At 70.9% G+C, this 22,950-nt stretch carries 19 protein-coding genes; 11 read left to right on the forward strand and 8 right to left on the reverse strand.

Going from position 1 to position 22,950, the window contains the following annotated elements; genetic code table 11:
• Positions 1 to 224: 224 nt before the first annotated feature.
• The 3 genes from VF289_RS13415 (at position 225) to VF289_RS13425 (ending at position 3,766) form a co-directional block, all read left to right on the forward strand.
• Entirely contained in the window at positions 225 to 1,124 is a 900-nt protein-coding gene (locus VF289_RS13415) for a bifunctional methylenetetrahydrofolate dehydrogenase/methenyltetrahydrofolate cyclohydrolase (protein WP_330884401.1), read from the forward strand.
• Positions 1,121 to 1,942 (forward strand): exodeoxyribonuclease III, encoded by an 822-nt coding sequence (locus VF289_RS13420; RefSeq protein ID WP_330884402.1) that lies wholly within the window; start codon positions 1,121 to 1,123, stop codon positions 1,940 to 1,942. The genes VF289_RS13415 and VF289_RS13420 overlap by 4 nt, the downstream gene beginning before the upstream one ends.
• A gap of 171 nt (positions 1,943 to 2,113) precedes the next feature.
• On the forward strand, positions 2,114 to 3,766 hold the full coding sequence (locus tag VF289_RS13425; protein ID WP_330884403.1) for a thiamine pyrophosphate-binding protein: 1,653 nt from the start codon (positions 2,114 to 2,116) through the stop codon (positions 3,764 to 3,766).
• Positions 3,767 to 3,947: 181 nt separating this feature from the next.
• On the opposite strand, the gene VF289_RS13430 is transcribed toward VF289_RS13425, so the two are convergent.
• The 4 genes from VF289_RS13430 to sdhC form a co-directional block, all read right to left on the reverse strand.
• Positions 3,948 to 4,709, reverse strand: a complete 762-nt coding sequence (locus VF289_RS13430; RefSeq protein ID WP_330884404.1) for a succinate dehydrogenase iron-sulfur subunit — start codon at positions 4,707 to 4,709, stop codon at positions 3,948 to 3,950.
• On the reverse strand, positions 4,709 to 6,484 hold the full coding sequence (gene sdhA / locus VF289_RS13435; protein ID WP_330884405.1) for a succinate dehydrogenase flavoprotein subunit: 1,776 nt from the start codon (positions 6,482 to 6,484) through the stop codon (positions 4,709 to 4,711). Before sdhA ends, VF289_RS13430 begins: the two co-directional genes overlap by 1 nt.
• 82 nt (positions 6,485 to 6,566) lie before the next feature.
• Positions 6,567 to 7,022, reverse strand: a complete 456-nt coding sequence (locus tag VF289_RS13440) for a succinate dehydrogenase hydrophobic membrane anchor subunit (RefSeq protein ID WP_330884406.1) — start codon at positions 7,020 to 7,022, stop codon at positions 6,567 to 6,569.
• Between the two features lie 5 nt (positions 7,023 to 7,027).
• On the reverse strand, positions 7,028 to 7,405 hold the full coding sequence (gene sdhC, locus VF289_RS13445; protein WP_330884407.1) for a succinate dehydrogenase, cytochrome b556 subunit: 378 nt from the start codon (positions 7,403 to 7,405) through the stop codon (positions 7,028 to 7,030).
• A gap of 276 nt (positions 7,406 to 7,681) precedes the next feature.
• On the opposite strand from sdhC, the gene VF289_RS13450 reads away from it, so the two are divergent.
• The 8 genes from VF289_RS13450 (at position 7,682) to VF289_RS13485 (ending at position 18,095) form a co-directional block, all read left to right on the forward strand.
• A complete protein-coding gene (locus VF289_RS13450) occupies positions 7,682 to 8,878 on the forward strand; it encodes a mannose-1-phosphate guanylyltransferase (RefSeq protein WP_330884408.1) in 1,197 nt (398 codons plus the stop codon).
• Between the two features lie 171 nt (positions 8,879 to 9,049).
• Entirely contained in the window at positions 9,050 to 10,291 is a 1,242-nt protein-coding gene (locus VF289_RS13455; RefSeq protein WP_330884409.1) for a M20 family metallopeptidase, read from the forward strand.
• A 208-nt stretch (positions 10,292 to 10,499) separates the two neighbouring features.
• On the forward strand, positions 10,500 to 11,618 hold the full coding sequence (locus VF289_RS13460; protein ID WP_330884410.1) for a BMP family ABC transporter substrate-binding protein: 1,119 nt from the start codon (positions 10,500 to 10,502) through the stop codon (positions 11,616 to 11,618).
• 145 nt (positions 11,619 to 11,763) lie between these two features.
• On the forward strand, positions 11,764 to 13,335 hold the full coding sequence (locus tag VF289_RS13465; protein WP_330884411.1) for an ABC transporter ATP-binding protein: 1,572 nt from the start codon (positions 11,764 to 11,766) through the stop codon (positions 13,333 to 13,335).
• Positions 13,332 to 14,885, forward strand: a complete 1,554-nt coding sequence (locus VF289_RS13470) for an ABC transporter permease (RefSeq protein WP_330884412.1) — start codon at positions 13,332 to 13,334, stop codon at positions 14,883 to 14,885. The genes VF289_RS13465 and VF289_RS13470 overlap by 4 nt, the downstream gene beginning before the upstream one ends.
• Positions 14,882 to 16,219, forward strand: a complete 1,338-nt coding sequence (locus tag VF289_RS13475) for an ABC transporter permease (RefSeq protein ID WP_330884413.1) — start codon at positions 14,882 to 14,884, stop codon at positions 16,217 to 16,219. The genes VF289_RS13470 and VF289_RS13475 overlap by 4 nt, the downstream gene beginning before the upstream one ends.
• A 39-nt stretch (positions 16,220 to 16,258) precedes the next feature.
• On the forward strand, positions 16,259 to 16,696 hold the full coding sequence (locus VF289_RS13480) for a cytidine deaminase (protein ID WP_414644495.1): 438 nt from the start codon (positions 16,259 to 16,261) through the stop codon (positions 16,694 to 16,696).
• Positions 16,697 to 16,781: 85 nt separating this feature from the next.
• Positions 16,782 to 18,095, forward strand: a complete 1,314-nt coding sequence (locus VF289_RS13485) for a thymidine phosphorylase (protein ID WP_330884415.1) — start codon at positions 16,782 to 16,784, stop codon at positions 18,093 to 18,095.
• A 27-nt stretch (positions 18,096 to 18,122) separates the two neighbouring features.
• Here the strand turns inward: VF289_RS13485 and VF289_RS13490 are convergent, their stop codons facing one another.
• The 4 genes from VF289_RS13490 to VF289_RS13505 all read right to left on the reverse strand — a co-directional run bounded on the left by VF289_RS13490 (position 18,123) and on the right by VF289_RS13505 (position 22,788).
• Positions 18,123 to 19,322, reverse strand: coding sequence for an NUDIX domain-containing protein (locus tag VF289_RS13490; RefSeq protein ID WP_330884416.1), 1,200 nt, complete (start codon positions 19,320 to 19,322; stop codon positions 18,123 to 18,125).
• A gap of 16 nt (positions 19,323 to 19,338) precedes the next feature.
• Positions 19,339 to 20,349, reverse strand: coding sequence for an L-idonate 5-dehydrogenase (locus tag VF289_RS13495; RefSeq protein WP_330884417.1), 1,011 nt, complete (start codon positions 20,347 to 20,349; stop codon positions 19,339 to 19,341).
• 116 nt (positions 20,350 to 20,465) lie between these two features.
• Positions 20,466 to 21,284 (reverse strand): FadR/GntR family transcriptional regulator, encoded by an 819-nt coding sequence (locus tag VF289_RS13500; protein ID WP_330884418.1) that lies wholly within the window; start codon positions 21,282 to 21,284, stop codon positions 20,466 to 20,468.
• Positions 21,285 to 21,351: 67 nt separating this feature from the next.
• Entirely contained in the window at positions 21,352 to 22,788 is a 1,437-nt protein-coding gene (locus VF289_RS13505) for an Nramp family divalent metal transporter (RefSeq protein WP_330884419.1), read from the reverse strand.
• Positions 22,789 to 22,950: the final 162 nt, after the last annotated feature.

Raw genomic sequence — 22,950 nt, forward strand, 5'->3', positions numbered from 1 at the left:
GAGGTCGCCGACGTCATCGCCCTGGCGCTGACCGGAGGGGCCGACCTCGAATCGCTGGCCGCCCGCACCGCGGCCCTGGCCGAGAAGAAGCCGCTCTACCCCGAGCTGCAGCAGTACTGAGCGACGTCGTGGGGCCCGGCACCTCGGCGCCGGGCCCCACGTCCGTCCCTCCGGCCGGGTCCCACGCCCGCCCCCGCACGCCCCCACCACACCCCAGGAGCGCCATGACGGCACAGATCCTCGACGGCAAGGCCACCTCGAAGTCCATCAAGCAGGAGCTCGCCGAACGCGTCACCCGCCTCCTCGAGGCCGGGCACGAGCGCCCCGGACTCGCGACCGTGCTGGTCGGGGACGATCCCGGCAGCGCCGCCTATGTGCGCGGCAAGCACCGCGACAGCGAACAGATCGGGCTCCACTCGATCCAGAAGCACCTCCCGGCCGACGCCAGCCAGGCCCAGGTCGAAGCGGTCGTCGACGAGCTGAACGCAGATCCTGCGTGCACCGGCTACATCGTGCAGCTGCCGCTGCCGAAGCACATCGACACCGACGCGATCCTCGAGCGGATCGACCCTGCGAAGGACGCCGACGGGCTGCACCCGATGAATCTCGGCCGCCTGATCCTCAACGCCTACGCGCCGATCCACACCCCGCTGCCGTGCACCCCGCGCGCTGTGATCGAGCTGCTCCTGCGCCACGACGTGGACCTCACGGGCAAGGACGTGGTGGTGATCGGACGCGGCGTGACCGTCGGCCGTTCGATCGGCGCGCTCATGACGCGCCGCAGCATCAACGCGACCGTCACCCTCACCCATACCGGGACCACCGATCTGCCGGCGCACCTCCGACGTGCCGATGTGATCGTCGCCGCCGCCGGGGTGGCTCACCTGGTGCGGCCCGAGGACGTCAAGCCGGGGGCGATCGTGCTGGATGTCGGCGTCTCCCGACGTGAGGATCCTGACGGAGGGAAGGCGACCCTCGTGGGTGACGTCGACCCGGCGGTCGCCGAGGTCGCCGCGTGGATCAGCCCCAACCCCGGCGGCGTCGGGCCGATGACCCGCGCGCTGCTGATGCACAACGTCGTCGAGGCGGCCGAGCGCGCCGCCGGGATCGAGGAGCCCGCATGACCTTCACCCTCGCCACCGTCAATGTCAACGGCCTGCGCGCCGCCGCCCGGAAGGGGATGGGCGACTGGCTCGCCTCCACCTCGGCGGACCTCATCACCCTGCAGGAGGTGCGGGCCCCTGACGAGCTGCTGGCCGGCCTCATGGGAGAGGACTGGACCATCGTGGGGGAGGCCTCACAGCTCAAGGGCCGCGCCGGCGTCGCGATCGCCGCCCGCACCTCGCTCGAGCGCATCGACCTCGAGGGTGTGCGCCGCGGACTCCCCGGCCTCGCCGAGGACGCCCACACCGGCCGCTGGCTCGAGGCGGACCTCGAGGACCCCCTCGGCGACGGCACCACGATGACCGTCATCTCCTGCTACATGCACTCGGGCAACACCGAGAAGCCGCAGACCATGACCGACAAGTACGCCTTCCTCGACGTGATGATGGAGCGCCTCGCCGCGCTGCGCGCCGATGGACGCCACGTGGTCCTCACCGGCGACATCAACATCGCCCACACCGAATGGGACATCAAGAACTGGAAGGGCAACCTGAAGTCCGCGGGCTTCCTGCCCGAGGAGCGCGCCTACCTCGACCGGCTCACGACGGAGCTCGGCTGGGTGGACGTGCACCGCACCCAGCATGGCGATGGCCCCGGTCCGTACACCTGGTGGTCCCAGCGAGGCAAGGCCTTCGACAACGACTCCGGCTGGCGGATCGACTATCAGCTGGCCACGCCCGAGCTCGCCGCGCGCGCCGCCTCCGCGCAGGTGGACCGCGCTCCCAGCTACGACACCCGCTGGTCCGACCACGCGCCGCTGGTGGTCAGCTACTCCTGAGCGATACGCCTGTCCGGGCCCGTCGGCGGTGCTACTGTGCATCCGTCAGGCGGGCCCGCGACGGGACCGGCGCCGGTGCTCTCACAAGGGGCACGACATCCCGGACGGCTCTGGGACGAGACATATACGGACTGCACCGCTGCGTTCGCATATGACTCGGAAGGATCTCCCATGGCCATCGTCTCCGCCCATGTCGCCCACACCCTCGCCCAGCACGTCGACGAGGTGTTCGGCCTCATGGGCAACGGCAACGCCTACTTCCTCGACGCGATCCTGACCCGGACCGACGCCGTCTACACGGCGGTGCGGCACGAGGCCGGTGCGGTGGCCGCGGCCGATGCGCACTTCCGCACCTCCGGCCGGATCGCGGCGGCGACCACCACCTACGGCGCCGGATTCACCAACACCCTCACCGCTCTCGCCGAGGCCGCCCAGGCCCGGACCCCGCTGGTCCTCGTCGTCGGCGACGAGCCGACCTCCGGTCCCCGCCCCTGGGACGTGGACCAGATCGCCCTGAGCTCCGCCGTCGGCGCCCGGACGTACACCGTGGGCCGGATCGACGCCGCCGCAGCCACCGTCACCGCGATCGAGCACGCCCTGTCCTACCGGGTGCCCGTGGTCCTCGCGATCCCCTACGACGTCGCCCAGCTCGACATCGGCGACGTCCCCGCCGTGCCCGGGCCGGGCGCTCCCGCCCCGCTGGCACCGACCGCTGACTTCACGCGCGCGGCGATCGGCCGACTGGCCGGTGAGCTCGCGCGGGCCGAGCGTCCCCTGCTCCTGGCCGGACAGGGCGCCTGGCTCTCCAAGGCAGGGGAGGCCCTGGGCGCCCTCGCCGCCGAGACCGGGGCCCTCACCATGACCACCGCCCTGGGGCGCGGGATCTTCCCCGACGGCGACTACGACCTCGGCGTCGCCGGTGGCTTCGGGGCGCCCGGCGCGATGCAGCTGGTCCGCGAGGCCGATGTCGCACTCGTCGTCGGCGCCGGATTGAACCAGTTCACGATGCGCTTCGGGGAACTCTTCGCCCCGGCCACCTCCGTCTGGCAGCTCGACATCGCCGCCTCGGCGACCCACGCCCGGGTGGGAGGATTCGTGCGGGCCGACGCACGTCTCGGCATCGAAGCGCTGGTCGAGGCGCTCCCCGAGACGGGATCGACCGGCGCACCGTGGAGGGAACGGATCCAGGTGGCGCCGCTGCGGGCCCAGCCGAGCGCGCCGGAGACCGCCGAGGACGGTCGCCTGGACCCCCGGGCCGCAGCGGCCCGCCTGGCCGAGCTGCTGCCGATGGACCGTGTCGTCGTCTCCGACGGCGGGCACTTCCTCGCCTGGGCGAACATGTACTGGCCGGTCGAGGATCCGCACCGGATGGCGATGGTGGGCACCGCCTACCAGTCGATCGGCCTGGGCTGGCCGAGCGTCCCTGGCGCCGCGAGGGCCAATCCGGAGGCCGCGATCGTGCTCACCACCGGGGACGGGGGCGGCGTGATGGCCCTCGCCGACCTCGACACCGCCGTCCGCACCGCACAGGGCCGCGGCATCGCAGTGGTGTGGAATGACGCCGCCTACGGCGCCGAGGTCAACCTCTACGGGCTCAAGGGCCTGGCACGTGCCCCCATGCTGATCGACGAGATCGACTTCGCCGCTCTCGGCACGGCCGCGGGTGCCGAAGGAATCGTGGTGCGTGAGCTCGCCGATCTCGAGCGCCTGCGCACCTGGTCCCAGGAGCCCGTCGAGCACCGCCGCTTCCTGGTGCTGGACCTGCGGATCTCCGGCACCGTCATCGCCCCGTGCCAGGAAGAGGTCATCCGGGTGAACTCCTGAGGGAGCCCGCGCGACGGACGTCGCCGCTCCCCGGCACCCGGCGCGCTGGCCCCCGGAGGCCTCGGGCTCGCGCAGCTCCCGAGACGCGAAATACGCGCTGAGGACCTCTGTTCGAGGGGAACAGAGGTCCTCAACGCGCATTCCATGCCCCGGTGACGACCCGGGCCCGCCCGACCGGAGGTCAGATGCGGCCGGTGAGCACAGCCTGCTTGACCTCGGCGATCGCCTTGGTCACCTGGATCCCGCGGGGGCAGGCCTCGGAGCAGTTGAAGGTGGTGCGGCAGCGCCACACGCCCTCCTTGGAGTTCAGGATCTCCAGGCGCTGCTCACCTGCGTCATCGCGCGAATCGAAGATGAAGCGGTGCGCGTTGACGATCGCCGCCGGGCCGAAGTACTGACCGTCGGTCCAGAACACCGGGCACGAGGAGGTGCAGGCGGCGCAGAGGATGCACTTGGTGGTGTCGTCGAAGCGCTCCCGCTGCTCGGCGGACTGCAGCCGCTCGCGGCTGGGCTCCTGCCCGCCGGCGACCAGGAAGGGCATGACCTCCTTGTAGGAGTCGAAGAACGGCTCCATGTCGACGATCAGGTCCTTCTCGACCGGCAGGCCCTTGATGGGCTCGACGGTGATCGGCTTGTTGATGTCGAGGTCCTTGAGCAGGGTCTTGCAGGCCAGACGGTTGCGGCCGTTGATCCGCATCGCATCCGAGCCGCAGATCCCATGGGCGCAGGAGCGGCGGAAGGTCAGCGAGCCGTCCAGGTGCCACTTGATCTCGTGGAGGGCGTCCAGCACACGATCGGTGCCGTGCATGGTGACGGTGAAGTCCTCCCAGCGGGCTCCCTTCTCGCTGTCCGGGTCGAAGCGCGAGATGCGCAGCGTGACCTGGAACGAGGGGATCTCTCCGGCCGAGGACTCGGCCTGGGGCTTCTCGGCGACAGCAGTCATCAGAACGTGCGCTCCTTCGGCTCGTAACGGGTGATCACGACGGGCTTGGTGCCCATCCGGATCGAGGTGCCCTCGAGGCCGTCCTCACCCGGGAGGGTGCGGTAGGCCATGGTGTGCGAGAGGAAGTTGACGTCGTCGCGCTTCTCGAAGTCCTCGCGGAAGTGGCCGCCGCGGGACTCCTTGCGCTCCAGGGCGCCCAGCGCAACGATCTCGGCGAGGTCCAGCAGGAAGCCCAGCTCGACGGCTTCCATCAGATCCAGGTTGTACCGCTTGCCCTTGTCCTGGATGGCGACCGTCTCGTAGCGCTTCTTGAGGTCCTTGATGTCGGCGAGGGCCTGACGGCAGGTCTCGTCCGTGCGGAACACCTGGACGTTGGCGTCCATGGTCTCCTGCAGCGCGATGCGGATGTCGGCGATGCGATCCTCGGTCGCGGGCCGGTCGCGCAACCGCTGGAGCAGCTCCACCGTGGGAGTCTCGAGGCCCTCGGGCAGCTCCGGCAGGTCCACCGTCGCGGCGTGCTCGGCGGCGGCAATGCCGGCGCGTCGACCGAAGACGTTGATGTCCAGCAGCGAGTTGGTGCCCAGGCGGTTGCCGCCGTGCACCGAGACGCAGGCGGTCTCGCCCGCGGCGTACAGGCCGGGGATCACGTCGGTCGCGTTGCGCAGCACCTCGCCCTTGATGTTGGTGGGGATGCCGCCCATGCCGTAGTGCGCGGTGGGGAACACCGGGATCGGGTCCGTGTACGGCTCCACCCCGAGGTAGGTGCGGGCGAACTCGGTGATGTCCGGGAGCTTCGCATCGATGTGCGAGGGCTCCAGGTGGGTGAGGTCGAGGAAGACGTAGTCCTTCTTGGGGCCGGCGCCCCGGCCCTCGCGCACCTCGTTCGCCATCGCCCGCGCCACCACGTCGCGCGGGGCGAGGTCCTTCAGCGTCGGGGCGTAGCGCTCCATGAAGCGCTCCATCTCGCTGTTGCGCAGGATGCCGCCCTCACCGCGGGCCGCCTCGGAGAGCAGAATGCCGAGCCCCGCGAGACCCGTCGGATGGAACTGGAAGAACTCCATGTCCTCCAGCGGGATGCCGCGACGGAACGCCATCGCGGGGCCGTCACCGGTGAGGGTGTGGGCGTTCGAGGTGGTCTTGAAGATCTTGCCGAAGCCGCCCGAGGCGAACACCACGGACTTCGCGCGGAAGATGTGGATCTCACCGGTGGCCAGCTCGTAGGTGACCACGCCGGAGGCGCGCACGCCCTCGTCGGAGCGGGGATCGCCGGTCATCAGCACGTCGAGCACGTAGAACTCGTTGAAGAACTCCACATCCTGCTTCACGCAGTTCTGGTAGAGGGTCTGCAGGATCATGTGACCGGTGCGGTCCGCGGCGTAGCAGGAGCGCCGCACCGGAGCCTCGCCGTGGTCGCGGGTGTGACCGCCGAAGCGGCGCTGGTCGATCTTGCCCTCGGGCGTGCGGTTGAAGGGCAGGCCCATCTTCTCCAGGTCGAGCACCGCGTCGATGGCCTCCTTGGCCATCACCTCGGCGGCGTCCTGGTCCACGAGGTAGTCACCGCCCTTGACGGTGTCGTAGGTGTGCCACTCCCAGTTGTCGTCCTCGACGTTGGCGAGGGCTGCGCACATGCCGCCCTGGGCGGCACCGGTGTGGGAGCGGGTGGGGTAGAGCTTGGTGACGACCGCGGTGCGGGAGTTCTTGGAGGACTCCAGGGCCGCGCGCATGCCGGCGCCGCCGGCACCGACGATCACCACGTCGTAGTTATGGGTCTGCATGTCGGGTGACTGCTCCGTTTCGGGTCGGCCGGGAAGAGAAGTGGGTGAGGGGCGACCGGTGGGACCGGCCGCCCCTGGGGCGTCAGCCCTCGCAGAAGGAGGGCAGCAGGCTCGGCTCGGCGCCGACGGGGCAGGGATCGAAGGTGAAGATCACCAGCGTGCCCAGGACGATCGTGATCATCACGGCGAAGTAGAGCAGGCCCTTGAGGGTCATGCGCAGGCGGTCGCCGCGCGCGTAGTCGTTGATGATCGTGCGCACGCCGTTGCCGCCGTGGATCAGGCCCAGCCACAGCATGGCCAGGTCCCAGACCTGCCAGAAGGGCGAGGCCCACTTGCCGCCGACGAAGGCGAAGTCGATGCCCTTGACACCGTCGCCCAGCCACAGGTTCACGAAGAGGTGGCCGAAGACGAGGATGACCAGCAGCACGCCGGAGGCGCGCATGAACAGCCAGGAGAGCATCTCCGAGTTGATCCCGCGCTGACCGCGGCGGCGGTAGCGGGTGCTCGGATCCGGGATCGAGGTGGTGGAGGTCGACATCGGGATCACGCTCCGAACATGTGCATGAGATGGCGGGGGACGAAGCCGACCATGAGGACGACCCACATGATCACGACGCCCCAGAACAGGCCGCGCTGGCGCTTGGTGCCCTGGGACCAGAAGTCCACCAGGATGATGCGCAGGCCGTTGAGGGCGTGGAAGAGGATCGCGCCCACGAGCCCGATCTCTCCGAGGCCGAAGACCACCGTCTTGTAGTGGCCGATCACCTCGTTGTAGGCCTCGGGGGAGACGCGGACGAGGGCGGTGTCCAGGACGTGCACGAGCAGGAACAGGAAGATGAGCATTCCTGAGATGCGGTGTGCGACCCAGGACCACATGCCCTCGCGACCGCGATAGAGCGTCCCGGATTGGGCGGAAGCCACGGAGTTCCTCCAGAAGCGTCGGGATGGAGCCGGGAACGGTGATGAGATGCCGCGGAGTGCGGCGCACGACCTCCCGGAGCCAGGCTCCGGACGCGGTCGCGACGTCGACCACCCGCGAGCGGCCATTTCACGACACGGCGACATCATCATCGCCCCCGACAGGGGCCTCTTCAGCGTAGCACCAGGCAGGGCCCATGCTGTGCCTCCCGGAGCCAGTCGCCGAGGAGCCCCGCGGGCCGCCCAGGACGGACTGTCGGGCTCCGATACGCTGGGCCGATGCCCCAGGCTCCCTTCGTTCCTGTGATCCCTGCCGGAGGCTCCGGCACCCGATTGTGGCCGCTCTCACGCCGTGCGCGGCCCAAGTTCCTGCTCGATCTGACGGGGGAGGGGAGGTCTTTGCTGCAGAGCACGCTCGAGCGCCTGGTGCCGCTGGCGGACCGCCCACCGATCGTCGTCACCGGGGCCGTGCACGCCGCTGCGGTACGGGAGCAGCTGGGCGGGCAGGAGCGCGCACGGGTGGTCGCCGAACCCTCCGCGCGCAACTCGATGCCCGCGATCGCGCTCGCCGCCGCCCTGGTCGAGCGGGAGCTGCCGGACGCGATCATCGGCTCCTTCGCCGCCGACCACCTGATCCGGGACCGGGCGGCCTTCGCCGAGGCGGTGGGCATCGCCCGCGAGGCCGCCGAGGTGGGATACCTGGTGACCCTCGGGATCGCCCCCACGCACCCCGCCACCGGCTTCGGGTACATCGAGCGCTCGGCGGTCGACGGTGCCGACGCCTCGCTGGACGACACCCCGCTGCCGCCCGCGGCGCCGCCCGCTGCGGCTGCACTGCCCGCTGCCGCTCATCCGGTCCTCCGCTTCGTCGAGAAGCCGGAGCGCGAGAGCGCGGAGCAGTTCCTCGCCACCGGTCGCTTCCTCTGGAATGCGGGGATGTTCGTGGTGCGCGCCTCGGTGCTGCTCGACGAGCTGGCCGCGCAGATCCCCTCGCTCGCCGCCGGCGTGCGGGAGATCGCCGCCGCCCACGGCACCGCATCGTCCCAGGAGGTGCTCGAGCGGATCTGGCCGCGGCTCACCGCGATCTCGATCGATCACGCCCTGGCCGAACCCCTCGCCGCCGACGGCAAGGTCGCGGTGGTCCCGGCCGCCTTCGGCTGGGACGACGTCGGCGACTTCGCCGCCCTCGCCCGCCAGCTGCGGGAGAACTCCTCCGCCCCCGGCCCGTCCGGCACGTCCGATCCTCCCCGCGACGCCCCGGACGTCCGTGTGCTGGGAAGCGCCACGGTCGATGCCGTCTCCTCGCGCGCCACGGTGTACGGTTCCACGGATCGCCACATCGCCCTGGTCGGGCTGGACGGCATCAGCATCGTCGACACGGAGGACGCGCTGCTGGTGCTCGCCGACGAACAGGCGCAGGAGCTCTCGACGCTCGTCGCTCGCCTGGACCAGCAGGGACTCGGCCGCCTGCGCTGACGTCGGCGGCCGGCAGCGGCCACCGCGAAGGCATCGGCCCTCGAGGGGCCGCAGGCGCGGCCGTCCCGGCGGGACACGGGCCCGACGAGACACGGCCCGGACGAGCAGAATGCCGGACGAGAAGCAGGCCGGACGTTGAACAGGCCGGACCAGAAGCAGGGGAGTGCACAGGTGGAGCAGTCGCAGCAGGTGCTGCTGGGCACCGCGGAGCAGCGGTCGATGCTGGGGCCTGAGGGCCTGATCGCCTCGACGGTGCGCGAATCGGGGGACGCGCTGCGCGAGGTGCGCCGTCATCTGCATCGCCACCCCGAGCTCTCGCACCAGGAGCACGCCACCACCGACTTCATCGACGAGCACCTGCGCGGACTGGGGCTCATCCCGCAGCGGATGGCGCACACCGGCCTGATCTGCGACATCCCAGGCTCCGATCCGAGCCTCGAGAAGATGGCGCTGCGCGCCGACATGGACGCCCTCGGCATCCCCGAGCTGACCACGGTCGCCTATCGCTCCACCGTCGAGGGCGTCTCCCACGCCTGCGGGCATGACGTGCACATGAGCGCGGTGCTGGGTGCGGCGCGGGCACTGGTCCGCGCGGCCGATGCGGGTGGGCTCCGCCGCGGGGTGCGCCTCGTGTTCCAGCCGGCCGAGGAGATGCATCCCTGCGGGGCGCTCGAGCTGATCGGTCAGGACGTGCTGGACGGAGTCGACTCGATCCTCGCCCTGCACTGCGACCCCGGTGTCGACGTGGGCCATGTGGGTCTGAAGTCCGGCCCCATCACCTCCGCCACCGACCCGGTGACGATCCAGGTGCGCGGCGCGGGAGGCCATACCTCCCGCCCCCATCTCACTCAGGACCTCGTCTACGCGCTCGGCTCGATCGCGACCCAGCTGCCGGCCGCGCTGACGCGCAGGATGGACCCGCGCTCCGGCGTGAACCTCACCTGGGGCAGCATCCACGCGGGCTCGGCGTTCAACGCGATCCCCAGCAGCGGCACCCTCGAGGGGACGCTGCGATGCCTGGACCACGAGGCCTGGGACCGGGCCGAGGAGCTGCTCGAGACGGTCCTGGCGGACCTCGTGCGCCCCTGGGGCATCGAGGCGCGCGTGACCCATGACCGGGGGGTGCCGCCGGTGTCGAACTCCCGCTCGAGCGTCGACGTGCTGGCTGCCGCGGTGCAGGGGGTGCTGGGCCGGGACAACCTGGATCCCACCGCGCAGTCCCTGGGCGGCGAGGACTTCGCCTGGTATCTCGAGAAGGTTCCCGGCGCGCTCGCCCGACTGGGTACGCGCACCCCCGGCGGTCGCACCTATGACCTGCACATGGGTGACCTGATGATCGACGAGCGGGCCATCGGCATCGGCGCCTCGGTGCTCGCCGCGGCCTGCGTGCAGCGTGACCTCCTGCCTGTCTGACACCGACGGCCCGCGTGCGATCGACGGGTCAGGACCTGTTCACCCATACGTCACATCCGCGTCGATTTCATAACGGTTCACGGACTGGGACCGAACTGCCCCCGTGCGGGTCCCGGGCACGGCTATGGTCCGAAGCGCACCGCGACAGCGCTGTCGCCACGGACCCCTCGGGTCGATCCCGGCCCCGCACCTGATCGAAGGAACCCTCATGAAGAGCATCACGCGTGCCCTCGCCCTGGTCGGCGCCGGCGCCCTGACCCTCGCCGCCTGCGGCACCGCACCCGAGGAGAACGCCGGAGAGGGCGGCGGCAGCGATGCCGGCGGTGCCTCGAGCGACTACAAGGCCTGCATGGTCTCGGACGCCGGCGGCTGGGATGACAAGTCCTTCAACGAGTCCAGCTACAAGGGCCTGATGAACTCCGTGGACGAGCTGGGGATCGACCACGCCACCTCGGAGTCCACCACCGTCTCCGACTTCGAGCCGAACATCAACAACATGGTGACCCAGGGCTGCGACCTGATCATCACCGTCGGCTTCCTCCTCGCCCCGGCCACCGGTGCCGCCGCAGAGGCGAATCCGGACACCGACTTCGCGATCGTCGACTCGACCGCGCAGGACGCCGACGGCAACCCGATCGAGGTCGAGAACGTCAAGCCCCTCGAGTTCAACACCGCCGAGGCCGCGTTCCTGGCCGGCTACCTGGCCGCGGGGATGACCGAGACCGGCAAGGTCGCCACCTACGGCGGCGTCGACATCCCCACCGTCACCATCTTCATGGACGGCTACGTCGACGGCGTCGCCCACTACAACGAGACCCACGACGAGGACGTCGAAGTGCTCGGCTGGAACAAGGAGACCCAGTCCGGCTCCATCGTCGGCACCTTCGAGGACCAGTCCAAGGGCAAGGCCGTCTCGGACGAGTTCTACAGCGCGGGCGCCGACATCGTGATGCCCGTGGCCGGCCCCGTCGGCGCCGGCACCCTGGCCTCCGCAAAGGAGGGCGAGGACCGCAAGGTGATCTGGGTCGACGCCGACGGCTACGAGACCAACTCCTCGGACGCCGACGCCCAGTCGGTCATCCTCACCTCCGTGATGAAGGAGATGACCGTGGGCGTCGAGGACGTCATCGCCGGTGCCGCCGGCGACGAGTTCGACTCCACGCCCTACGTGGGCACGCTCGAGAACGGCGGCGTGGGCCTGGCTCCGTTCCACGACTTCGAGGACGATGTCCCCGCCGAGCTGAGCGAGGAGCTCGCGAGCCTCGAGCAGGAGATCATCGACGGCACCGTCGAGGTCGAGTCCGAGGCGTCCCCCGCGGGCGCCTGAGCATCTGCTGACCGGACGCGGTCCCCGCCTGGGAGGGCGGGGACCGCGTCCCGCGTCCGACCATCACGGTCTGAGCACCGCTGCCAGACCACTGCTGTCCGCACACCGCCGGATCCCCCGGCCCGCATCGACGGAAGCGAGCGCTGTGAAACTCGAACTGCGCGGGATCACGAAGACCTTCGGGACCTTCGTGGCCAATGACGCCATCGACCTGGTCATCGAGCCCGGGGAGATCCATTCCCTCCTGGGGGAGAACGGCGCCGGCAAGTCGACCCTGATGAACGTGCTCTACGGGCTCTATCGGCCCGACGGCGGCCAGATCCTCCTCGACGGGGAGCCGGCCACCTTCTCCGATCCCGGGGACGCGATGGACGCCGGCATCGGAATGGTCCACCAGCACTTCATGCTGGTCCCGGTCTTCACCGTCGCGGAGAACATGGTCCTGGGCCACGAACCGACCAAGGGCGGTCTGCTCGATCTCGCCGCGGCCCGGAAGCTGGTGCGTGACATCTCCGCCCGGTTCGGCTTCGACCTGGATCCCGACGCGCTCGTCGAGGATCTGCCCGTCGGCGCCCAGCAGCGCGTCGAGATCATCAAGGCGCTCAGCCGCAGCGCGGAGGTGCTCGTGCTGGACGAGCCCACCGCGGTGCTCACCCCGCACGAGACCGACGAGCTGATGGCGATCATGCGCCAGCTGCGGGACGAGGGCACCTCGATCGTGTTCATCACCCACAAGCTCCGCGAGGTCAAAGCGGTCTCCGACCGGATCACCGTGATCCGGCGCGGCAAGGTCGTGGGCGAAGCGGACCCCTCCGCCGATCAGGCCGAGCTTGCCTCGCTGATGGTGGGCCGCCAGGTCGCGCTCGACCAGGACAAGGCCGCGGCGACTCCCGGGGAGGTGGCCCTCGAGGTCACCGATCTGCGGGTGATCGATCCCGCCGGCACGCGCACCCTGGACGGCGTCTCCTTCGAGGTGCACCGCGGCGAGGTGCTCGCCATCGCCGGTGTGCAGGGCAACGGCCAGACCGAGCTCACCGAGGCGCTGCTGGGCCTGCAGGAGACGGTGCAGGGCTCCGCCAGGCTCGACGGGAGGGAGCTGGTGGGCCGCACCACCAAGCAGGTGCTCGACGCCGGCGTGGGCTTCGTCCCCGAGGACCGCACGCACGACGCCCTGGTCGCCGACTTCTCCGTCGCCGAGAACCTGGTGCTGGACCAGCACGACAGGGCGCCGTTCGGCAGCGCGCTCGCGATGAGGCTCACGCCGATCCGCGAGAACGCGGAGAAGCTGATCCCGGAGTTCGACATCCGCACGGAGGCGGCAGCCTCCGCAGTCTCCACCCTGTCCGGCGGCAACCAGCAGAAGGTCGTCATGGCCAGGGCGCTGAACCGCGAGCTCTCGCTGCTGATCGCCTCCCAGCCCACCCGCGGCGTGGACGTGGGCTCCATCGAGTTCCTGCACCGCCGCATCCTCGACGAGCGCGACAAGGGCACCCCGGTCGTGATCGTCTCCACCGAGCTCGACGAGGTCACCCAGCTCGCGGATCGCATCGCCGTGATGTACGGCGGGAAGATCCTGGGCATCGTGCCCGGGGACGAGGACCGCGACGTGCTCGGCCTGATGATGGCCGGCTACACCTCCGAGGCCGCCCGTGAGGCCGTCGCCTCCGGGGCCCGCACCACCGACTCCCAGCTCGCTGACGAAGGAGACATCGCATGAGCACCCTCGACACCGGCGCCGCTCCGGGTGTCGGGGCGGGAAGCACCGACGCCTCGCCGCCCCCCGAGGAGACCGCCGAGACTGCTCTGGCCAGGACCCTGCAGAGGATCGCCCGCGGCGACCTGCTGGTGGTGGTGATGAGCTTCGTGTTCGCCTTCCTGATCGGCTCCGTGCTGATCGTGATCGCGAACCAGGACGTGCGCGAGGCGCTCGGCTACTTCTTCGACCGACCCAGCGACGCGCTCACCGCGATCTGGCAGTCGATCACCCAGGCCTACGGCGCCATGTTCCGCGGCGCGATCTTCGACGCCCCCGGCTTCACGAAGGCTGCGGACAGCGTCCGCGAGGCCGGCGGCAGCGGCACCTACGTGCTGCTGCCCGCACTCGTCGCCGGGCTGCGCCCCCTCACCGAGACCCTCACCGTGGCGACGCCGCTGATCATCGCCTCCGCCGGGATGGCCGTCTCCTTCCGGGCCGGCCTGTTCAACATCGGCGGCACCGGCCAGCTGATCGCCGGCGCGATGGCGGCCGGCTACGTGGGGTTCACCCTCGATCTTCCCGTCGTCATCCACCTCCTGGTCTGCCTCATCGCGGGCACCCTCGCCGGCGGCGTCTGGGGCGGCATCGCAGGCTTCCTCAAGGCGCGCTTCGGCGCCAACGAGGTCATCAGCACCATCATGCTGAACTGGATCGCGACCTACCTGCTGTTCTTCGCGCTGAAGACCGCGGCGTTCACGGGCGCCAACCAGTCCCAGCCCACCTCGCCGTCGGTCGGTGACAACGCGGTGCTGCCGTTGCTGCTGGGCTCAGGGTTCCGCCTGCATGCAGGCCTCCTCCTCGCCGCCGGCGCCGCCGTGCTGCTGTGGTGGCTGATGAGCCGCTCCACCATCGGCTTCCACTTCCGTGCGGTGGGCTCGAACCCTCGCGCCGCCCAGGTCGCCGGCATCTCCCCGTCCCGAACCGCCTTCCTGGTGCTCGCCGTCGCCGGCGCCCTGGTGGGGCTCGCCGGCGCTGTGCATGTGCTCGGCACCGAGCGCAGGCTCACCGAGGGCGTCGCCGGGAGCATCGGCTTCGACGCGATCACCGTGGCGCTGCTGGGCCGCTCCGGACCCGTCGGCATCGTGCTGGCGGGCCTGCTGTTCGCCGGGCTGTCCACCGGTGGCCGCTTCATGGAGTCCAACCAGGGGGTGCCGCTGGACCTGGTGCAGGTCATCCAGGTGCTGGTGGTGCTGTTCATCGCGGCCCCGCCGCTGGTGCGCACCCTGATCGGTCTGCGGAAGGTGGACCACCCCGGGGCCGGCGCGCGTGTGCGCGGAGCCCGCCGCGCCCGCGCCGGCTCCGAGAGGGCTGCTGTCGCCTCGGGCGCCGCGGGCACGCAGGGGGCCGCAGGCACGCAGGGCGTCGCAGAGTCAGAGGGCCCCAGAGAAACGCAGAGCGACACAGAGTCACAGAGCGCCACAGAAGCACAGGGCGCCACAGACGCACAGAGGGCCGCCCCCGCCGGTGAACGTCCCGAAGACCGCACCGACGAGCAGGAGGAGGAGCGATGAGCACGACCCCGCTCGTCGTCAAGGACGACTCCGTCATCGAGAGGACGCTCGACGACACCCGTCCCTCGAGCTGGTGGCACCTGCCCGCCACCACCACCATCCTGGGCCTGCTCGCGCTGGTCGTGTTCGGCCTGCGCGGGATCCCCGGAGTGGAGTCCGCCTATGTGGTGGTCCACGAGAGCGACATGAACCCCTTCGGGATGATCCCGGAGCGGATCGTGCTCCCCTCGAAGATCGGCGCGATCGTGCTGTCCGTGATCGCGCTGCTCGCATCTGTCGGGCTCTGGGTGCTCCAGGCCCGGGTGGCGCGACCGCGCGCCCGGGTGCGCATCACCCTGATCGCCGTGTTCGCCGTGGCCTGGATCCTGGCGTTCATGACCTGGGTGATCTCCCAGCGCACGCTCGACGTGACGACCCTGCTGCAGGGCACCATCGTGCTGGCCGTCCCGCTGGCCTTCGGTGCGCTGTCCGGAGTGCTGTCCGAGCGCTCGGGCGTCATCAACATCGCGATCGAGGGGCAGCTCCTCTTCGGAGCCTTCGGCGCCACCCTGGTCGGCTCGATCACCGGCAGCGTCTGGATCGGCCTGCTGGCCGCCCCGCTCGTCGCCATGTTCATGGGCGCCCTGCTGGCCCTGTTCGCCGTCGGCTACCACGTCCAGCAGATCATCGTCGGCGTGGTGCTGAACGTGCTCGCGATCGGGCTCACCTCGTTCTTCTTCGGCTCCGTGATGAGCGACAACCCCGGCCTGTTCAACGCGCCGATGCGACTGCCCACCCTGCGGATCCCGCTGCTGGCGGACATCCCGCTGGTCGGGGCGATGCTGTTCGAGCAGAACATCCTCGTCTACCTGATGTGGATCATCGTGGCGGGGCTGACGGTCGCGCTGTTCCGCACGCGCTGGGGACTGCGGGTGCGCTCCGTCGGCGAGCACCCCAAGGCCGCGGACACCGTCGGCATCAACGTGAACCTCACCCGCTGGAAGAACGTGCTGCTGGGCTCCGCCGTGGCGGGCCTGGGCGGCGCGACCCTCACCATCGGCACCGGCGTCGCCTTCGGCGAGGAGATGTCCGCCGGCAAGGGCTACATCGCCCTCGCCGCCATGATCCTGGGCCGCTACCACCCCGTCGGCGCACTCCTCGCGGCGCTCACCTTCGCCTTCGCGGACTCCCTCCAGCTGCGGCTGGGGACCATGTCCGCGGCGGAGGGCGGGGTCTCCATCCCCGGCGACTTCCTGCTGATGCTCCCGTACATCGTGGCGCTGTTCGCCGTGGCCGGAGTGGTCGGCAGAGTGCGGGTCCCCGCGGCCAACGGCCAGCCGTACCTCAAGCAGTGAGCGTCCCTGCGACGCCATGAGAGCATCGAGGCCATGAGCATGAACGAGGCAGCCCCGGCACCCGTCCCCGTCTCCGAGTTCGATCAGCTGCTCGCCGTCGCCCGGGAGATCGCCGAGCACGCGTACGCCCCGTACTCGCACTACCGGGTGGGGGCGGCCGGACTCACCGAGGACGGCCGCATGGTGCGTGGCTGCAACGTCGAGAACGCCGGCTACGGGGTCACCCTGTGCGCCGAGTGCGGGATGGTCAGCGAGCTGATCGCCGGCGGCGGTGGCCGGCTGTCGCGCTTCGTGTGCGTCGGCGGCGATGAGGGCCTCAGCCGTCAGGAGCGGGACGTGGTCATGCCCTGCGGTCGTTGCCGGCAGCTGCTCTCCGAGCATGCCGCCCCCGATCTCGTGGTCCTCACCCCTGAGGGTCCGCGAGCGATGGACGCGGTGCTGCCGCAGGCCTTCGGCCCCGCCGACCTCCACCCCTGAACCGACTCCGGTCGAGCCGGGAGCACCGGCCCCGACCACAGCGCGGCAGGATCGGTGCCGCGCCCCCGACCCTGAGGAGCACCCCATGAACGACGCACCCGCACCCACCGCCGTCGAGCCCTTCGACGTCGTCGACGTCATCCGCACCAAGCGGGACGGAGCCCCTCTCGCGGGCGAGCAGATCGACTGGGTGATCGACGCCTACACCCGCGGCGTCGTCGCCGAGGAGCAGATGGCGGCGCTCGCGATGGCGATCTTCCTGCGCGGCATGGAGCGCACCGAGATCGCGCGCTGGACCCACGCGATGATCGCCAGCGGCGAGCGGATGGATTTCGCCGGGCTCTCGAAGCCCACCACCGACAAGCACTCCACCGGCGGAGTGGGAGACAAGATCACCCTCCCGCTGGCCCCGCTGGTCGCCTCCTTCGGCGTCGCCGTGCCGCAGCTGTCCGGCCGCGGGCTCGGCCACACCGGCGGCACCCTCGACAAGCTCGAGGCGATCCCCGGCTGGCGCGCCGACCTCAGCAATGCCGAGATGATGGCGCAGCTCGAGAGCGCCGGTGCGGTCATCTGCGCGGCCGGTTCCGGGCTCGCCCCGGCGGACAAGAAGCTCTACGCCCTGCGCGACATCACCGGCACGGTCGAGGCGATCCCGCTGATCGCCTCCTCGATCATGTCCAAGAAGATCGCCGAGGGCACCGCCGCGCTCACCCTCGACGTGAAGACCGGCGCCGGTGCCTTCATGAAGGACGAGGCCGATGCCCGCGAGCTCGCCCGCACCATGGTCGAGCTCGGCACCGATGCCGGCGTGCGCACCGTCGCCCTGCTCACCGACATGTCCGCCCCGCTGGGCCGCACCGCCGGCAACGGCCTCGAGGTGCGCGAGTCCCTCGAGGTGCTCGCCGGCGGGGGACCGGCCGACGTGGTCGAGCTGACCTGCGCCCTGGCCCGCGAGATGCTCGAGGCCTCCGGGGTGCAGGGCGCCGACGTCGAGGCCGCGCTCGCCGACGGCCGCGCGATGGACTCCTGGCGCGCGATGATCTCCGCCCAGGGCGGTGACGTGGATGCTCCGCTGCCGGTCGCGAAGCACAGCGAGGAGGTGCGCGCCGTCGAGGACGGAGTCGTCACCGGGCTCGATGCGATGGGCGTGGGCGTGGCCGCCTGGCGTCTCGGCGCCGGCCGCTCCCGTCCCGGCGAGGCGGTGCAGGCCGCAGCCGGGGTCGAGATCGAGAAGCACATCGGCGACGAGGTCAGGGCCGGGGACGTGCTCGCCCGACTGCACACCGATACCGCCGAGCGGATCCCGCGCGCCGTCGAGTCGATCATCGGGTCCTGGACCGTCGCCGCCCCCGGCACCGCGGTCCCGGCACGGCAGATCGTCAAGGACCGCATCGCCTGACCCGCGAGCCCCGCCCGCGGGCGGGGCTCACCCCTGGGAGGTACGAGGGGTGCCCGCGGGGCTGCTGCCGGGTACAGCCCCGGGACCGCTGCCGGGAGTGCCCTCGGGGCTGCTGCCAGGAGCGCCCGCGAGCTCGGCGGGGTCCTCGAGCCCGCGCAGCGCGGGCAGGATGTGCTCGCTCATCAGCGGTGCCAGACGGCCGACGGTCCTCAGCTCGGACTCCGGTGCCACCGGTATCCACTGGTGGGCGGCGAGCTCCGCCTGCACCTGCAGCGGCGAGGGCAGCGGCACACGGGTGGTGAAGACGCTCGAGCGCACCACCGTCGCGGGTTCGTTCGCGGCCACCGCATCGAACTCTCCGAGCTCGTCGAGGTCCGTCGCCCCCAGCGTGGCCCCGAGCTCCTCCTGGACCTCGCGCAGCGCCGCCTCCCGGGCGCTCTCGCCGGCATCGAGCTTCCCGCCCACCTGCATCCAGGAGCCGGTGCCCTGCTTGCGCACGCAGAGCAGCTCGGTGCGATGGGACGAGCCCGGGGGCGCGTCCCGCAGGAAGCACACCGCGGCGATCCGCAGCTGTGCGGGGACCGTCCGGATCGCACGGCAGCGGCGGTCCGCCTCGGTGAGCAGGACGAGCTCCCGCAGCCGCCTCACCACATCCCTCAGACCCACGGGCCGCAGTCCTGCCTGCCGCCAGCGCTCCATGTCGCGGCGCTGCTGGCGGGCCAGGGCCGTGCCCCGCTGGAGCAGGATCGGCACCGACTTGCGATGCTCGCGCAGGTCGCGCAGCAGACGCAGGATGAACACCACCGGGACCGGACGGTCCAGCACGATCGCCTCGGCCAGCAGCCCTGCCGCGGTGAGCGGCGCTCTCAGCTCGGCGGCGAAGATGCCCTCGGCGATCAGCAGCGGGGAGCTCCCGAGCTCCCGCCGGGTGGTGCCGGTGCGCCGGGACTGCGCGATCGAGTACTCCGGCACCTCGGCCGCACCGTCATGGGCGAGCGCCGTGAGCGCGGCCAGTGCCGCGTCGCCGTCCCAGGAGGCCGGCAGGTCCCAGTCGGGGATCCCGAAGCGGCGCGGGAGGGAGGGGTCGTCCCCGTCACGGTAGAAGTCGTCGAGGTTCAGCGCCGGCACCCCGGACCGGCGGGCGACCATGCCCTTCCCGCTGCCCGAGGGGCCGGCGAGCAGGACGATCCGGCGTGGGGACCGGGACGGCGGCAGCGGGGTGGTCACGGCCGTCGAGTCTAGTTCAGCCGATCCGGAGCAGGACCTTGCTGCTGGTGGGATCGGTGACCTGGGTGGTGAAGGCCTCACGGGCGTCCTCGAGGGCGAACTCGTGGCTGATGACGTGCTCGGCGAGGTCGTCCTGCGCCAGCAGGGCGACGGCATCCTCGATCTCGGAGACGAAGCGGTAGGTGCCGCGGTAGTCGATCTCCTGGGAGACGATCGGTCCCAGCGAGACCGAGATAGGGGTGGGAGGGAGGTTCCCCACCTGCACCACCACCGAGGCGCGGGCGATGCTGCGGAGGATCCCGTCGAGCGAGGCGGGCGCCCCGGAGGCCTCGAAGGCGACGGTGACGGTCGCGGCCATGTCCTCGGCCGACTCGAGCGCCTCATCGGCACCGACGGCGAGGGCGCGCTCGCGGGCCGGGGCGGCGGGGTCGACGGCGCTCACGCGCGCGGCGCCGGCGGCGCGGGCGGCCACGATCACCAGCAGGCCGATCGGCCCGCAGCCGGCGACCAGCACGTGGGCCCCCCGGACGTCCCCCGCTCGCCGCACCGCATGCATCGCGACGCCCAGCGGCTCGGCGAGCACGGCGCGGCGCAGATCAAGTCCCTCGGGAAGCGGGACCACCTGCTCGGCGCCGACGGTGATCACCTGGGCGAAGCCGCCGTCGGTGTGGGGGTCCTGGGCGGCGGAGCCGAGGTAGGTCAGCTGCGGGTGGAGATTGTCGCGGCCGGCGAGGCGCTCGGGCAGAGGCCCGGTGGTGCGCGCCGGATGCACCGTCACCGGCAAGCCCTCCGTGAGGTCCAGGACGTCAGCACCCACCTGCAGCACACGGCCGGAGACCTCGTGGCCGAGCACGAAGGGACGCTTCATGACCGCGGTACCGGAGACCCCGCGGCGCCAGTAGGCGATGTCGGAGCCGCAGACGCCTCCCCACTCGACGGCGATCTGCACCTGGTCGGGGGCGAGAGCGGGGGTGGGGCGGTCGACGACGCGCAGGTCCTCGGTGCCGTGGATCTCCAGTGCACGCATGAGGCGGCCTTTCTCTTCGAGGCGATGCCGGTCCGGGAGGACAGGCGGTCGGGCGGGGTGATCGGACGGTGCGATCGGGCAGGGGAGGTGAGACAGGGCCGGTCGGGCCGGGGCGGTCAGGGAGTGACCGTGAAGGCCTCGACCGCGCGCATGTGGTGCTCCATCGCGGCGGAGGCGGCGTCGGGATCGCCGGCGAGGATCGCATCGATGATGCGCAGATGGTCGACGTGCTCGGCCCCGACCAGTCCCTGCAGGTCACGTGCGGCACGCACCTCCTGCATGGCGTGGAAGAGGGGCACGCTGACGGCCTCGAGCAGCCCGTGCAGCGCACGGTTCCCGCTGAGGAGGGCGATCTCCTGGTGCAGCTGCAGGTCCAGCTGCGGGTACAGCGCGGAATCCGCCAGGGCGGCATCAAGCCGGTTCCGCAGCTCGGTGAGGCGCTCCCGCCCCGGTGCGGTCTCGACGACGTGCCCGTCGGCGGCGGACCGTCCGGCGTCGTCGGACCGTCCGTCGGCGCTCGCGAACCGCTCCGCGGCGCGGCGTGCGGCGCGCACCTCGAGCGGACCGCGCAGATCCATCAACGTGGTGAAGCCGTCGTCCCGGGACTCGCGGATGGCGCGCGAGAGGTAGAAGCGCACCAGGGAGGGGTCCAGCTCGCGCACCGCCGCGCTGCGCCCGTTGCTGACCTCGATGATGCCGAGGGCCGCCAGCGCGCTGAGCGCTTCGCGGACCACGGTGCGGGAGACGCCGAACCGCTCGGCGAGGGCGCCGGTGGCGGGCAGGGGGTCGCCGGCGGACAGCCCCTGCTCGTCGATCAGCCCCAGCACGGCCGCTCGGGCGCGGTCGGCCAGCGATCCGCGCTCCAGGCGTTCCCCGGAGTCCTCGAGGGTGGGGGAGGCGATGTGCTTGCGGGCGGTGGCATCGAGATCATCCATGGGTCTGCTCCTGTGGTGCGGTGCCCGAACCGTCCGGCCCGGGCACCGCCGTCGCGAGGATCGTGGGTCAGAAGGTGTTCACCAGGCCGTAGATGCCCACGAACGCGATCGCGATCGCCGAGATCCACAGCAGCACCATCGTGGGTGCACCATCACGGATCCGCGGATCCGTCTGCGTGTAGGAGAGATACAGGGTCGCCACGGCAGCACCGATCAGGAAGATGGCGTTGAGGATGCCCGCGATGATCACCAGCGCCAGCGGGGAGGAGACGGCGGTGCCGAGGATGCCCCAGGCGATCGGCAGGATGATCATGATGACCCGCTGCCAGCGGATGCGGGTGCGCTGATCGTTCCAGTCATAGGCGCCGAAGATCGCCAGCGTGTGACCCACCTGGCGTCCGAGGCTCGGCACGTTGGCGAGGATCGTCTTGAACAGCGCCAGGCCTGCGCCGACGAGGAACAGCACGCCGCCCCAGCGGCCGACGGCCGAGTCGAAGATCGAGGAGATGGTGAGCATGACGTCGTTGCCCTCGGGCACGAGGCCCTGCGGATGCAGCACTGCGGCGCCGAGGATGTAGAACGCGGCCGTGGAGACGGTGTAGATGACCCAGGAGACCCAGGCATCGACCTTCATCACCGAGATCCAGCCGCGGGCGCGGGCGACCCATCCCTCGGAGCCGTCGTTGGGGCCGGTCCAGGCGGCATAGCCCTTCTCGACCACCCAGTAGGTGTAGGCGGTGGTCTCGCCCGCACCCACACCGGTCATGCCGAACATCGCCAGCGCCACGCCGAAGGCGCCGGCGGCGATCTGGAAGCGCATGCCCTCGCCGAGGTCCGCGAGGCTCCAGGCGAACTCGGTGCCGCCCAGCAGGAACACCATGGTGATCGCGAAAGCGGTCACCAGCAGCACCAGCACGGTGGAGATGTTCTCGACGATCGCGTAACGGTTCGCGGCGTGGATCGCGATCGCGACCACCACCAGGATCGCGACCCACACGCCGATCGAGAGCAGCGAGTAGGGGTCCGGGCCGATCGGGAACAGGGTGCTGAAGGCGAAGGCGGAGGCGCTGATGACGCCGGCCTGTCCGATGAAGAACTGCAGGAACATGAACAGCACCAGCCAGGAGATCCAGCCGCGGCCGGCGATCTTCGGGGGCACGTCCTTGTAGCCGTCCAGGGCGACGCGGCCGGTGGAGATCGACCAGCGGGCCAGTTCGATCTGCACCCACACCTTGAGGAATGTCGAGACCAGCACCAGCCACAGCAGCATGAAGCCGACCTGGGCGCCGAGGGCCGTGGCGGTGAGCAGCTCTCCGGAGCCGACCACGGCGGCGGAGGTGATCATGCCCGGCCCCAGGAATCGGAGCTTTCCGCGCAGAGTGCGGGGCGGCTCGGTGGTCTGCGCGCCATCGATCACATAGGGATCGACATCGGCGGAGAGGGTGGTGGACTGCGGGGTGCTCGAGGCCGGGACGGCGCTCGGCGGGGGAGTCGAGGTCGACATCGACGGATCTCCTCAGCGACGGGACAGGATGGTCGATGCGTCGCGGGGGAACTGTGACGCGGGGAACTGTCATGCCGCGCTGCACCAACCACCCGAACCTATCACATAGGTAGATAGGTGGGTGAAGGGTCGTGATGAGATCGAGGCCGGGGCGGATGCGCG

The sequence above is a fragment of the Brachybacterium sp. genome (assembly GCF_036379615.1).
Taxonomy (GTDB): Bacteria; Actinomycetota; Actinomycetes; order Actinomycetales; family Dermabacteraceae; genus Brachybacterium.